At 37.6% G+C, this 13,347-nt stretch carries 12 protein-coding genes; 4 read left to right on the top strand and 8 right to left on the bottom strand.

Annotated elements, in window-relative coordinates; all coding sequences use genetic code 11:
- Nucleotides 1–44: 44 nt before the first annotated feature.
- Together ABMA78_RS01860 and ABMA78_RS01855 are read left to right on the top strand one after the other, a co-directional pair.
- Nucleotides 45–968 (top strand): aldo/keto reductase, encoded by a 924-nt coding sequence (locus ABMA78_RS01860; RefSeq protein ID WP_392856486.1) that lies wholly within the window; start codon nt 45–47, stop codon nt 966–968.
- Nucleotides 958–1,779 (top strand): glycosyltransferase family 2 protein, encoded by an 822-nt coding sequence (locus ABMA78_RS01855; RefSeq protein WP_392856483.1) that lies wholly within the window; start codon nt 958–960, stop codon nt 1,777–1,779. Before ABMA78_RS01860 ends, ABMA78_RS01855 begins: the two co-directional genes overlap by 11 nt.
- On the opposite strand, the gene ABMA78_RS01850 is transcribed toward ABMA78_RS01855, so the two are convergent.
- A complete protein-coding gene (locus ABMA78_RS01850) occupies nt 1,764–2,885 on the bottom strand; it encodes a saccharopine dehydrogenase (RefSeq protein WP_392856481.1) in 1,122 nt (373 codons plus the stop codon). The two genes, ABMA78_RS01855 and ABMA78_RS01850, sit on opposite strands and share 16 nt — an antisense overlap.
- Nucleotides 2,886–3,056: 171 nt before the next feature.
- Here ABMA78_RS01850 and ABMA78_RS01845 point away from each other — a divergent pair, with 171 nt between their 5' ends.
- Nucleotides 3,057–4,025, top strand: a complete 969-nt coding sequence (locus tag ABMA78_RS01845; RefSeq protein ID WP_392856479.1) for a histone deacetylase — start codon at nt 3,057–3,059, stop codon at nt 4,023–4,025.
- On the opposite strand, the gene ABMA78_RS01840 is transcribed toward ABMA78_RS01845, so the two are convergent.
- From ABMA78_RS01840 to ABMA78_RS01810, 7 genes are all read right to left on the bottom strand, one after another.
- Nucleotides 4,015–5,391 carry an HAD-IG family 5'-nucleotidase gene (locus ABMA78_RS01840; RefSeq protein WP_392856478.1) on the bottom strand — a complete coding sequence of 459 codons (1,377 nt, stop codon included), beginning with the start codon at nt 5,389–5,391 and terminating at the stop codon, nt 4,015–4,017. The genes ABMA78_RS01845 and ABMA78_RS01840 overlap by 11 nt on opposite strands.
- 140 nt (nt 5,392–5,531) lie before the next feature.
- Nucleotides 5,532–7,478, bottom strand: coding sequence for a bifunctional 2',3'-cyclic-nucleotide 2'-phosphodiesterase/3'-nucleotidase (locus ABMA78_RS01835; RefSeq protein WP_392856476.1), 1,947 nt, complete (start codon nt 7,476–7,478; stop codon nt 5,532–5,534).
- Nucleotides 7,479–7,486: 8 nt separating this feature from the next.
- On the bottom strand, nt 7,487–7,903 hold the full coding sequence (locus tag ABMA78_RS01830) for a hypothetical protein (protein ID WP_392856474.1): 417 nt from the start codon (nt 7,901–7,903) through the stop codon (nt 7,487–7,489).
- Between the two features lie 10 nt (nt 7,904–7,913).
- Nucleotides 7,914–8,615 (bottom strand): 5'-methylthioadenosine nucleosidase, encoded by a 702-nt coding sequence (locus ABMA78_RS01825; RefSeq protein ID WP_392856472.1) that lies wholly within the window; start codon nt 8,613–8,615, stop codon nt 7,914–7,916.
- Nucleotides 8,616–8,681: 66 nt separating this feature from the next.
- Nucleotides 8,682–9,443: a glutathione S-transferase C-terminal domain-containing protein gene (locus ABMA78_RS01820; RefSeq protein ID WP_392856470.1), complete on the bottom strand. Its 762-nt coding sequence runs from the start codon at nt 9,441–9,443 to the stop codon at nt 8,682–8,684.
- 51 nt (nt 9,444–9,494) lie between these two features.
- Nucleotides 9,495–11,840 (bottom strand): fatty acid cis/trans isomerase, encoded by a 2,346-nt coding sequence (locus ABMA78_RS01815; RefSeq protein WP_392856469.1) that lies wholly within the window; start codon nt 11,838–11,840, stop codon nt 9,495–9,497.
- Nucleotides 11,841–11,890: 50 nt separating this feature from the next.
- Entirely contained in the window at nt 11,891–12,799 is a 909-nt protein-coding gene (locus ABMA78_RS01810; RefSeq protein ID WP_392856468.1) for a DMT family transporter, read from the bottom strand.
- 168 nt (nt 12,800–12,967) lie between these two features.
- On the opposite strand from ABMA78_RS01810, the gene ABMA78_RS01805 reads away from it, so the two are divergent.
- Nucleotides 12,968–13,330 (top strand): c-type cytochrome, encoded by a 363-nt coding sequence (locus ABMA78_RS01805; RefSeq protein ID WP_392856467.1) that lies wholly within the window; start codon nt 12,968–12,970, stop codon nt 13,328–13,330.
- Nucleotides 13,331–13,347 lie beyond the last annotated feature (17 nt).

Below are 13,347 nucleotides of genomic sequence, written 5' to 3'. Positions count from 1 at the left end.
CGTCAAGTCTTTACGCATTTAGGCGAAATAGATATTCATGACTTATGAAAATATTAGATCAATTTGGACAATTCGCATTTGGTGGCGCCAGCATCTCTGGAGAGGGCGCAGGTTATGGATTTGGTGATATTAGTAAGGAAGACTCTATTAGTCTCTTACAATACGCCTTTGATCGTGGAGTTAAGATCTTCGATACAGCACCAATTTATGGTTTTGGTGAGAGTGAGAAGAGAATTGGTGAAGCCTTTAAAAATAATCGCGAAAAAGTATTTATTGTCTCTAAGTCAGGAGTGACTTGGCATGAGAATAAACGCGTGGATATGACTAATGATCCAGTCGTTACTCAAAAAATGATTGAACAGTCTCTTAGGGATTTAAATACAGACTATATTGATCTCTATATGGTTCACTGGCCTGACGAGAGAGTGGATATAAGAAAAACTCTTGAGGTCATTGCGAAGGCCAAGCATGAAGGCAAAATTAAGCATATTGGCCTGTGTAATACAACGCCAGAAGAGTTTAAGTTAGCTTCTGAAATTGATAAGATCGAAGTGATTCAATCTCAATTTAACTTCTTTGAACAAGACGTAAAAAATGACATCTTCCCAATCATTAAAAGTGAAGACATAAGCTTCATGAGCTGGGGAACTCTTGATAAGGGGATCCTTACAGGAAGAGTGACAAAAGATCGTAAGTTTGACAAAAGTGACTGCCGTTCATGGGCACCATGGTGGAAGGCGATGGATAAAGAGAGTCGCTATGATATTGTTGCAAGAATGCAGCCGGCACTTGAGAAGCATGGGCTTAACGGATTAGACTTTGCAATTCATTTTAATCTTTCTCATGATGAATTAAGTACAGTGCTATGTGGTGCTAGAAATCATGATCAGTTAGATGGAGTTCTAAACTCTCTTGAAAAGAAAGTAACCAAAGAGATGCTGGAAGATATCATTAATAGTGTTAGTTAGTGTTATTATTCCCACTTACAATCGGGCCATGTTCTTGGCCCGTGCAATTGACTCTGTTTTAAGACAAAGTTTTCAAGATTTTGAATTAATTGTTATTGATGATGGTTCAACTGATAATTCAAAGCAAACTGTTGAGTCCTACTCGGATTCTCGCATAAAATATTTTTTTCAAGAAAATAGAGGAGTTTCAGCTGCTCGAAATCTAGGTGTAAAAAAATCTTCAGGGAAATATATCGCATTTCTTGACTCTGATGATGAGTGGAAAGAAGACAAGCTTGAAAAACAATTAAGCTTACTAGATAGCTCAAAACATCGACTCTGCCATACAGGGGAGCTTTGGCTTAGAGATGGTGAAGTTGTAAAACAAAAAAAAGCTCATCAAAAAGTCGGAGGGGATATGTTTATTCGCTCTTTAAAAAATTGTGTCATTTCACCTTCAAGCGTTTTACTTGAAAGAACATTATTTGAAGAGATGAATGGTTTTAATGAAAGCTTTATTGTGTGCGAAGATTATGATCTATGGCTTAAGATTACGTCTCTGTATGAAATCGCTTTCTTAGAAGAGGCCTTCGTTATTAAGCATGCTGGGCATGACGATCAACTGTCATTTAAATTCTTTGCGATGGACTACTGGAGAGTCAAGGCCATGGCCTGGGCCAAAGCAAATCGCCAGCTTTCGCAAGAAAGAGTAGATGTGCTAACACAGCTTTGCTTAAAGAAGTGCCAATACCTGATTAAAGGGTACGAAAAGTACGAGAATTTTGAAAATTACGATGAAGTCAGAGCGATCGAAAATTACATCAGTAACTGAGGCTCTTCCACTAATTTCTTTTCTAATCCTAGCTCAATTGTTTTTTGATAGAAGATCTCAAGTGCTTTTTCCCACGGAGAGTCTTCAATATCACCATTAAGTAAATTAATTAGATAAGGAAGTAGTTGCTCTACATATTCCTCAGTACTCTCTCTCGGAAGAAGTGAAGGTAAGTGGTCAATGGCCGTAACTTCGAGAAGTTGATCTAGTTCTTCAACTTTGAAAGTAGGTTTATCAATCGTTGTGATATCTGGATAGATAGGAAGTGGGTTACACGGTCCTGTCGGGTCACAACTAACATCTGAAATCACAGAGAGATTTCTTTCATTCTTTAGAATATCTAAGTCTAAGAATGGCTCCGCCGGTGTTTTATTTAAAGTACAATTAACGAGAATATCATAGTCAAGAATCTGTTTGATTGGCCTAGCAACCTTCGTGTCGGCCCTTCCCCAACCAGTCATCTCAACACCAACGGCCTCTAGAAGCTCTTTTGCTCCTCGTCCACAACGCCCTCGATTCCCAATGACTAAAACTCTTGGCCTTGAGCCAAGTTTATCAAGCTCTTTACATAACTCGTTTACGAGATCATGTTGAGATGAATACGAGCTTAGAGGTGCACATTCATTGAAGTCTGCTCCTCGTTGCTGACAAATCCAATTCTTAAGTCCTAGCGCCGCTCCAACAAAACCTGCCCATTTTCCAAAGGCCGCAATTCTTTTTCCATTGCTGTCAGTAAGGTATTCAAGGTCGTATAGCTTTCCGTCTCCTTGAATGAAGCGATCAAGCATTTCCTTTGAACCTGTTTGGTTTTTATAAACGTGAGCAAAGTGAATATGGCGATGACTTAGAGGGAACTCGTGAATATCAAGTTCTTTTAGTCCAAGGATAAAAGCATTGGCCGGTGCAAAGTTTATCCATGAATTTGTCGGCATCATCTTAAGCCCTAGGGCCTCAAATTCTTCGTCCTTAAAGATACGACTTGGTGAGCGTTCGATAATTACTTCATGACCAAGCTCCTTAAGTTCTAAGGCAGCTTGTGGCGTAAGAGCACTACGCTGTTCAAATGGTTTTGTTTCATGGCGAAGCCAGATTGTCCTATTTGTCATGAAATTTAATCTCCCAAAAAAATCGTATACTTATAGCAAAGCTAATAGATTACTATAGCAAAGGGCCTTGTCTCATACTTAAATTTGTAAGATTTACAGGCGATTTTAAGGTATAACTATATAATATTAGGATAATCAAGCAAGCTAAGTTTCATTAATAAAGGAATGATTATGAAATACCATCCAGAAAAAAGTCGACTCTATTATATGGAAGACTCCCTTGGAAGCTATACTGATTACGGTATTGGTGTTCCTTTAAAAGATGAAAGAGTGACAAAAATTTTAGAAGAATTTAAGAATTCTCCCTTTCTTGAGCGCAGAAGATCAACTCACTTTTTCTTAAGTGACCTTGCTCTTGTTCATGAGCGTGATTTTTGTGCACGAACAAAGCTTGACCCAACCGGACTTGTCCTTGAAGCCTACGAGCTTATTAATGATGATGGAAGTTACCATCGTTATGATCCAATGGCCGCAACGAAACCCTTAAGTGACTTTATTAATCGTGCGCTTTCTCATTGTGAAGGAACATTTCTTGCTGCTTGTAATGCTCTTGAATCTGGTTTTTCGTATCACTTAGGTGGAGGCATGCACCATGCAAAGAGTGATGGGCCAAGTGGTTTTTGTATGTTTAATGATATTGTTATTGCGATTAGAAAACTTCAAAAGGAAAAAGGATTAGGGAAGTGCCTCGTTGTGGATATGGATGCGCATAAGGGTGATGGTACGGCACAAATTGTCGCTAATGATGAATCAATTGACTGTGTCTCAATTCATATGAAAGATGGATGGCCTCTTGATAACCCTGATAAAACTAACTCTAGTTATATCCCAAGTACCCTTGATATTCCAGTGACACCTGAAGACAACTATCTTGAGAAGCTCAAGCAGATAGGGGACTTTATCAAAGAAGATTACGATCTTTGTATTGTCGTTCAAGGTGCGGATGTTTATGAAAAAGACATTCTTGAAAGTGCGAAGGGCATTCAGCTAAGTTTAGAGCAATGTTTTGAAAGGGATAATTATATGTATGAATTATTAGAGTCGAAAGGCATCCCCCAAGCATGGGTTATGGCCGGGGGATACGGTGATGAAGTTTACCGAGTCTTTCAACAATTTGTACAATCTAAATTTAAAGCATAGTCGAATCTTCGTGGGCCAAGATTCTCTTCTTTGGCCTAAAGTAAGTACGTGGTGTGTACTCTAGAAGATCCGTGATTTTTGCCATGTAGAAACATGCATACTTCTCAACTTGATCAGCAAAGCGTGACTCTTCAAGGCCTGCTCTCATCATCTCACCCCAATGGGCATTAAAGAACTGACGATAAGTATCGAGATGATGTGAAATTTTCGAGTTGATCTTATCTATCTCACTAAAGATTTTACCAATATCTTCTTTATTATACTTTTCTGGGTCTTCGTGCTTTAGAAGCTCAAGCTTGTTTAGCTCATGTTCCAGTTTTTCTTTTTGTTCCATTTCTGCATCAATAAGAGCTTGTGTCGGAGTTGACTGTCTGATAGCTTCAATCTCTGCTTCAAGTGGGTCTAGAATAAGGGCCGTTCTCCAGTTAAATGTTTTCTTTAATGTAAGAACGTCACCGTAAATATGGTCACCAAGATAAAGAATCTCTTCACCTTCAAGGCCTAGATCTTTTTGAAGCTTTCCTGCCCATCCACCTTGGTAGACCTTATTCTGCTCAAGAGGTCCTTCGGCATTTGTCATAAGTCCTGTATCCGTTTGGATTTCTAGGAACATATTACTTACGTTAAAGAATCTTGGCTTACATGCAAGACAGATTGAAATATCAAATAGGTCAGTCCAAGTCTCATGTTCTTTTAAGAATGGATTGATTGTGTATTCCATTAGTCTTTTTGTCCAAGACCATTCACTATTTGTAATAAGAATTAGCTTCTTTCCAAATCGCTTAAATCTCTCAAGAAGTTTTGCTACTTCTGGATCTTTGATAATAAAGTCTTCAAGGTGCTCTTCAACATAACCCTTAAGAGAATTGTCAGAGTGAGCGATATCGATAACTTCTTTAATATCGTGAGAGAGAGTTTCGTAATCAGGAAGCTTCATTCCTTGGTCTTTTAGATCAACAAGGTTTGCAAACATTGTTCCATTTGAAATAGAGAAGTTTGTATCCAGTGATTGATACTGATCAGAGTTTAGATCAATGATACTATTTCCGTAGATTTCATTTTGATCATGAAAGTCCATTGGTTTTGTACCGTGCTTTGCAATCTTCACTTTTCCGTAGCGGTTTGTTTGTAGAATATTTCCACGAAGACGATCGATAATTAAACCTTGAATAACTTGATTAAAATCAAATTTTAATTCTGTTACTTCTTTTGGATAATTTTTAACATCCACTAGTTTTTTAAGTACTAATTCGAAAACAAATTTTTCGAATGCTTCTGTTTTATAGCGAACTAATGTGTAGTCCATATCAAAACCAATGGCCTTGATCTTTTTCATATTCAATGTTCTATTGACGTATACTGACATATAAAATCCTTTTAAATCGTTTGAGAATTTAATCCTCGGACCGTAGATTTTATCTAAACTTTGCGTAAATGTCATATTATTAATACGTCAAGGCGTAAATTCAGTGACTTACGCCTTGGATATTCGTGGAAGCAATGTGTCTATTTGAGGATTATATAGTACTTTGCAAAGCCTTCATCATCTAGGCCCTTAATGCGATTAAGCTTAAATTTAGAATTCTTTCTTATGTACTTTGTTGCTTTCTTTGACGGTGAAGTTTCAAAGTAAACTTTTAGCTTTTCTGCGTTTGGAACTGGCTTGATTTTCCAATTTTCATTTGGACGTGCATCAACAAAGCCTTTCTCTTTTGTTTCTTTTCTAATGTAGTTAATAAGAACTTGGCGATTACTATCCGGTGCCGTGAAAACGACATTGGACTTCTTAGCTCCTGGAAATTTTCCACCTGTTGCACGAAAGCTATTTGTAGCAAGAATAAACTCTTGGTTATCACTTACGGCCTTGCCTTGATACTTTAGATTTTCGATTCTAAATGAATCCTTATTTAAAACCTTACAATTTTCATCGTAGTGTCTTCTTTTTGTGATGTCGATTTCGTATGTTAGGCCATCAATCATGTCGAAGTTATACGAACGAAAATTTCCCCAATTAATAAGTGGCTGATCTTTACTATATTTCGGATCGATATGGGCGAACATTCCGGCCGAACATTCAAGCCACATCTTTACTTCTTTACCTGTAAGTTTAAGAGCGTAGAGCATATTAGGGTAGAGGTATAGGTCAGCTGCATTTCTTAAAGTAAGAACTCCCTTCTCAACAGTTGTATAACCATTAGGATCATTCTTTCTCCCACCAGTTTTAAAAGGTGCAACGGCCGATAAAACAGGAAGGCCGCTAAGGTTCGCATCTCCTTGGATTGCTCTTTTTACATAATCAATTTGTGCATTTGAAACAATTTGAGTTGCAGCATCGTCTTGAATTAGCGATAGGAAGCTGTAAAACTCCTCTTTAGAGAAACCAACTTTTTCGCCGGCCAGCTTAATTGTTCTTTTGTGATCATCTTCAATGATTTCTGCAAGCTCCAGATCTGGTTTTACACTAGAGTCTGATTCCTTATCATATATTGAGTAAACAGATGATTGACCGTCAATGACATGCCACTTACTTCCATCAAAATTTAGTTTTAAATCAATGATTCCAACATGTGATCCCCATTTGCCAGGCATAACTGCGGCCACACCGTTGATTGTTCCTTTCTTAGCATCAATACCTTGAATCCCTTCATAATCTTTAGAAGGAAAGAGGGCATGAGTATGGCCAAAGGCAATGGCATCAATATAAGGAACACGACTTAAGTAATAAACCGAATCTTCTGCGTAGAGTTTGTATTCATCAGTGCTAATTCCCGAGTGAGGAATTGCAATAATAACGTCAGCTCCTTCGTTTTTCATTTTTGCCGTTAATTCTTTTGCGACTTCAACAATATCGCGAGCGACAACTTTTCCTTCAAGGTTATTCTTATCCCAAATCATAATTTGTGGCGGAACAAAACCTATGTAGCCAATTTTAATCTTATGAGGAAGGCCTTTGGTGTCCTTCACTTTCTTTTCTAAAATGACATATTGTTTGAAGTAGGCTTGACCAGGTTTACCATTTTCATCCTTGTAGACATTGGCATTAATATATGGAAATTTTGCGTCTTTAAGAGAGGCCTCAAGAAATTCTAGACCATAGTTAAATTCATGGTTTCCGATATTACCAACATCATATTTAAGATGATTCATTAGCTTAAAAGCAGGGTGAACTCCTTCTTTTCCATGTGTGGCCACAAAGTCGGCCATCGGATTCCCTTGAAGGAGATCACCGTTATCAATTAAAGTATAATTATCTGCTTGAGCGGCATACTTCTTAATGAGTGTCGCCGTCTTAACGAGTCCAAATCTTTTACTTTCTTTGTTCTTATAATAGTCGTAGTCTTTGTAATAACCATGAAGGTCAGTTGTCTCAATAACACGAAGCTTTACTTGTGTTTGTTCCTTACAGCCTACAATTAGAAAAAGAGACAGTGAAAATAAAAAGATTTTTCTCATATTAATTCCTAGTAATAACGACCTGAAGAGTAAGTAGCGTCAAACATACGTGCTTTTCCGTATACTTTTACATTTCCTTTTAGGCCTGCAAATCCGTAAATGCGAGATTCACCAAAAGCTTCAGCATTATCCCATACAGACGCTTCGCCGTAGACTTGTGCATTCTCATACACGTGAGCATTTCCCCATACTTTTGCGTAGTCTGAAATAATTGCGTTTCCTGTAATTTTTGCAAATCCTGTTACCTGGGCCTTATCACAAACTTGTGCATTTTCCCCAATGTAAACATTCTCTGATACATATGCAGTATCAGCAACGAATCCACCTTGTGTCCCATCGTTATTGATCCAATATTGACCTTCTTGGCCAGCACATGGTGCAGCTAATACTGGAAGGATAAAAAGCATCGCAGCTAGTAGTTTCATAAATCACTCCTTAGATTTTTTCGATTAACTCAATTAATTTCTTACCTAAATTATCCGATGCTAATCTTAAATTGGCAAAGAACTCTTCCTCTGTTGGATGCTCTCCGTCAACAATGTCTGTCACAGACTTTAAAAAGAGTGTTGGAATATTAAATTGATCAACTACCCAGCCAATAGCTCCTGCTTCCATATCCTTTAGAACAGCTTGATTCGCTTCAATTAATTTCTCATCTTCTGCACTCATATCAAGTGAGTTTCCTGTTGAAATAATTGCAGTCTTTAGATTCAGGAGTTTTCCATATTCTTGTGCAATAGCGTGAGTTGTCTTATAAACCCCGTAATTTTCATAACCAGGGATTGGGATTCTACGATCATGGAATACTGTTGTGTCGGCCGTATAGACATCGCCAACTTCTGCACCACGTTTTCTAAAACCACCGGCAGTACCTGCATTGATAATCATTTCTGCTCCAAGCTCTCTAATAGCAAGAAGGGTAGAAACAACAGCAGGAGAAGTACCGACATTTTGTACCTTGTGATGTTTACACTCACCACTAATGATGATTGAAATTTTGTGCCCATGATATTCGCACTGATATAACTTCATTGGAAGGTTTGGGTCTAATTTCTTATCTTGGAAGTCAATTCCTAGTTTCTCAAGAAGTGGCGCCGCTTCTGAGTCCATGGCCATGACGATGGCAATATTCTTCATAATGTCTCCATTTAATAACTATTATCTAAGTTTAATAGAAAAAGAACATAATTAGAAATATTGCCCCTAACTTTCTAAGTGAGTTGGATAGATATTATCTTTTGAACGTGTTTGTGCTGCAACTCTTTGTAGCCACTTGATAATACGATGGTACTTCTGCTTAATTAAGTCAGCAGGGGCCAGCCCTGTGATAAGTATTCGATTTAAGTGACAGAACAGAAGAATATCGATGTATTTAATTTCATTTCCAAAAATAAAATTCTTCGTACCTAAGATCTCGTTGATATAGATAATTTGCGATTCAAGGAGATCAAGAGCGCTGTCTTGATCTTTATGAAAGATTTCATACTCAGAAATCTTTTTCACAATAACATCTCTTATTGATGAGATCACTTCTTCCGGCGTCTCATTGATGTCTTGAACATAGTTTGCTTGCTTAGCAAATTTCTTCTTCATGGCATTAAGGCCACTATTATCTTTGTATGAGAAGTAAATGATACTTGCCCATAATGAATTAAGACACCAATCCTGTATGACTTGCTCTTGTCTTGCTTCTTCACTTGTTAAAAGAAATAAGTCTGATTGCCCACGTAGATCCTTAAAGTAATTAATACAATTTCTAAGGCCGAGGTATTTCTTTTCGCCGTCGATAATTGCAGGTAGGCTACTCATCTTAGCTGGCACACCTTGAATTTGAGAATTCACGTGAACTGTTTTGAGTTTAAAATCGATATTTAAATATGAAAAAATTCTATTTATAGTTGCACAATACGGAGAGAAGGATTCAACCTCATCATTTCCCGCCCACGAAATTAATACTTTATCCATGACTTAACTGTCGGAGGATCGTTTTAAAATATTAACTAAAATTTGGTGTCTTTAACGATTTTCGAGACGGTTTAAATCATAGAGACCAAATTCAATAGGTTTTGTTTTTAAAGCAATGTCGTGAATCTTGTCGAGAGTTGGCCAAAACCTCTTATCACTTCTTCTTACTCCATAGCGATCAAGAAGCCTGCTATAACTTGCTTCTGATTTAGTATTTTTAATTGCATTCACAAAATTAGGGATTTGAGATTCTTTCATGCGAAAGATTGTATTTGGATAACTCCCAATTGTTCCTTTTGTCACAGTAAAATTATCTTCTTGGGTGATTCGCTGACTACCTTCTTTAAGGAGGTGAGAGATATTATAATGAGCATTATTATGAATTAATGTATAAGTTTCATTCGTATCCTCAACTAAGATAAAAGAAAGCTGAGAAAAGAGATTAACAGAGGTATGCTTCATCTCTTGATTGTTCATTAGACTTTGTAGACCTTCATTGTGCACTTGGTATTCTTTATTTAAGGAAGGGCCTATTCTTTTTTTAATTAGCTCAAATAGCTCACTCTTTGCATCCTTTGTTTTGTACGAAATTTGCGGGGCTTTATTAATCCAAGCATAACGGCCAACAATATGTTTTTTGACTTCATCAGATGCCCTCTCATACCAATGATCTCTTTCTTTGATTCTCTGCTTAGAAGGTAAGAGTGTAAGGAAATTAAACTCACCCTCAAGCCTTAGAAAGTCCATATAGAGTCTAGTGTTGAGCTGGTGAGAGACGTTGCCGTAAACATCGAAACCTGCAACTAATAAATAGTGAATTCTCTCAAGTAGAGGGTAGTCGATAATCCATGCTGTTTTTGGGTTTTGCCCAACCATGCCCTTTAAAACTGTCGCACTATCAAAGTGCCTAAATATCGTAAGGGCGGCATTTTGATTATTCTTTCCACCATTCCAAAGCGAATTTAAATTTAAAATATTATGGTTTTCGTCGATAAACTTCGATTTCTTTTCTAAGTACTTTTCTTCTTCATTCTTATACTTAAACCACTGTATTCCTCCAGCGTTAGCATACTGGGCAGGAAGACTCATTCGTTCCAATTCATTTGTCAGCGGAAAAGATTTTCTGTCGTGATAGAGTTTTGGATTGATAAAGAAAACCCAGAAGTGATCTTGAATCACATTAAGTGCAATTTGACCTCGACAGACCGGCCCTTTAATAAAGTTAGAAATCGTATATTGAGATTCTTTAAGAAGAAACTCATAACGAGACTGAACAGGGAGGTCCTTGAATGATAGAAATGGATTAGCACTAATATGTGGCCTATAGCTTGGTAGTTCCTTAACCGAATACTTCGGTTTAAGAAATAAATTTGAATACCAATTCATTCTCTCTTGGTTAAAGAGATAAGGCATATGAGTTTTGTCGACGATCGTTTCTTTCTGCTTAACTAAACGGTAGTAAACTCTTTTTACTTTTGGATCATCAAATGGCCTGCGAGTTGCGATGATCTCAACCGGTTTTCCGGAAGGAGTCTTTGATCTTACTAATTTATAGAAGTTTGAATTCGCTTTATTGCTAAAGTGAAGATTTGCAAGATAGAGGTGCTCATAGAGATAGCGTGCCATGAGTTGGCCTTTCTTACTGTCCTTGTTTAAGAATTTTTCCCAACGTCTAATCTGCTTTTTATCAAATTTTGGTAATGGAAGATCTTTATTAAATTTTGACCCCTGTGCAATCCAAGTTGTAATTGTTTTGCTCTCTTTATCGCTTAGTGCCGGTAGGCCATATGGCATTCCTCCAAATGGAGAAGCCTGTGCATAGTCTTCAAACTCGTCTTTCTTAGGGCAGAAACGATCATTTTCAAGACTAAAGTCTAAACTGCTTGGCAGTAGTTTTGTTTTAGGAAGGGGAGCGATCTCCTTGAGTTTAAGCATTTTGGCCATGACGCTTTCGTTCATATGCTTACTTGAGACAGAGAAGAAGCCTTTGTCTCTCCACTGCTTAGTTGACGTGGCATCAATGTAGAGGCGGCTGGGTGATGAGGCCACAAGGCGCTCGCCCATGTAGACCTTATTCTTGGAGGCACCTCTTTGAATGGCCTCTTTTGAAGTCAGTTTAAGCTGACATGGAGAATCGTAGCAACTATGGCAAACGACACAGCGATTATCAAAAATAGGCTTCACATCCTTATTGAAATCGACCTTCTTCTTACCATTCCAATGATTGGCCTGTTGTTGAGTAAAAACAACTTCTTCATTAGCGATCTTCTTAAGCGCTTTTTTAGTGGCCTCTTGATGAATCACTTGATCTTTTGGAGTAAGAGTTTCTAAGTCATTACTATTTGAACAACTAAAAAGAAGAATGCTTATAAGAGTAAATAGAGAGAGTGCTTTCATTATTACCATGCCTAATTAAAAATATTTAGAATATGGTATTAATAAAGACCTCAATTGTCATTTGGTTTTGGTTTTGGTTTCTTAGGACGCGACAGGTGAGTCCCAAGATAAATACAAGTAAGAAGAATTGAAGCCCCGATAATTTCAAGTGACGAAAATGGTTCGTTAAATAGAAAGATACTAAGGGTCTTTGCAATAACTGGTTGTAACAGAATAATGAGGCCTGAGACAGATAAAGGCGCCGACTTAAGCCCATAACTTATTAGAGACCAGCCAATAATCTGGCACAGTATGGCCAGTCCTAGAACCGAAGGTAGGTGTGAAAAGCTAAGGCCTTTATATCCCTGTTCAAATTGAGCACTTAGAAAGAGTAGTGCTCCTGTCACAAGAGAAGAGTAAGTGATGATCTCTAAGGCCGTAATTTTCGTTTTAAAGCTCATAAGAGATGTTTTCTTAATTGAGGTCGTATAAAGAGAGTAACAAAGCCCTGTGGTTAGTCCAAAGAGAACTCCCCAGAAGAATTCTTCAGATTGGTAAAACTCAACTTGCCCCTTGAGAATGAGAAAGACTCCAAAGAAGGCAAAGAAAAAGACCAAAAGTTTTTTTATTGTAATTTTCTCTTTATAAAGAATGAGGCCAAAAACAAGTAAGTAGAAGACTTGGGTATTTCCTAGGATTGTGGACATCCCGGCGCCAATGAGGTGGACTGAGCGATGCCAGACAAATAAGTCCATCGCAAAGCAGAAACCTATGACGGCCGTCATAGTATAGAAGCGTTTGTCCTTGATATAATTTTTCTTAATAAGAAGTTGGTAAATAAGAAGAATTGATCCAGCAATTCCGCAACGGAGTGCTCCAATCATGCTTGGTGAGAGGTCGCCAGTTAGGTTTTTGACAAAGATGGGTGCCAGTCCGATGCAAATTGTTCCTAAAATTAGGCTTATGACACTTGTGTTCATTCTTAACTCTCTTTTAACTCACTATTAAGCTTTTTGGGCCAGTCACTAGGTGCAAGAGAGTATAGCTCAAGAAATGGCCAGGGGGGTATATTTTCTTTTAAATTTACTGACGATTTGACGATAATTGCATAAAGTATAGCTACGCTATAAATATAAAGGAGATATATTGTGAATTTATTTAAAATCACTGTTGTTGCTGCTCTACTAAGTGTAACTGCTTACGCTGGTGACGCTGCTAAAGGTAAAGCAATTTACAAAAAAGTTAACTGTGCTCTTTGCCACAATGCTGATGGTATGGGAAAGGCAAAAGATGGTAAGCTTGCGATCGTTAAAGGTCCAAGAATTGCTGGTCTAGATGCTGCTTACATTATTGAGCAAGTAACTGCAATCAAGTCTAAAAAGAGAAAGACTAAGAACACATCAATGATGTGGACAAAAGTTCGTGGCCTATCAGACCAAGACATTAAAGATGTTGCAGCATATGTAACAACTATGTCTAAGGATAAGTTCAAAGGTATGAACCAAAAATAAGACAAATATTAAGGGCC

Source organism: Halobacteriovorax sp. RZ-2, from assembly GCF_043196685.1.
GTDB lineage: Bacteria > Bdellovibrionota > Bacteriovoracia > Bacteriovoracales > Bacteriovoracaceae > Halobacteriovorax_A.
The sequence above is the reverse complement of the archived record's forward strand: the minus strand, read 5'-3'. Positions and strand labels throughout refer to the sequence as shown.

What these genes read in the sequence shown, in the direction of transcription:
- ABMA78_RS01860 (WP_392856486.1), top strand. Translation starts at nt 45, where the DNA reads ATGAAAATATTAGATCAATTTGGACAATTCGCATTTGGTGGCGCCAGC.
- ABMA78_RS01850 (WP_392856481.1), bottom strand. Translation starts at nt 2,885, where the DNA reads ATGACAAATAGGACAATCTGGCTTCGCCATGAAACAAAACCATTTGAA.
- ABMA78_RS01845 (WP_392856479.1), top strand. Translation starts at nt 3,057, where the DNA reads ATGAAATACCATCCAGAAAAAAGTCGACTCTATTATATGGAAGACTCC.
- ABMA78_RS01840 (WP_392856478.1), bottom strand. Translation starts at nt 5,391, where the DNA reads ATGTCAGTATACGTCAATAGAACATTGAATATGAAAAAGATCAAGGCC.
- ABMA78_RS01835 (WP_392856476.1), bottom strand. Translation starts at nt 7,478, where the DNA reads ATGAGAAAAATCTTTTTATTTTCACTGTCTCTTTTTCTAATTGTAGGC.
- ABMA78_RS01830 (WP_392856474.1), bottom strand. Translation starts at nt 7,903, where the DNA reads ATGAAACTACTAGCTGCGATGCTTTTTATCCTTCCAGTATTAGCTGCA.
- ABMA78_RS01825 (WP_392856472.1), bottom strand. Translation starts at nt 8,615, where the DNA reads ATGAAGAATATTGCCATCGTCATGGCCATGGACTCAGAAGCGGCGCCA.
- ABMA78_RS01820 (WP_392856470.1), bottom strand. Translation starts at nt 9,443, where the DNA reads ATGGATAAAGTATTAATTTCGTGGGCGGGAAATGATGAGGTTGAATCC.
- ABMA78_RS01815 (WP_392856469.1), bottom strand. Translation starts at nt 11,840, where the DNA reads ATGAAAGCACTCTCTCTATTTACTCTTATAAGCATTCTTCTTTTTAGT.
- ABMA78_RS01810 (WP_392856468.1), bottom strand. Translation starts at nt 12,799, where the DNA reads ATGAACACAAGTGTCATAAGCCTAATTTTAGGAACAATTTGCATCGGA.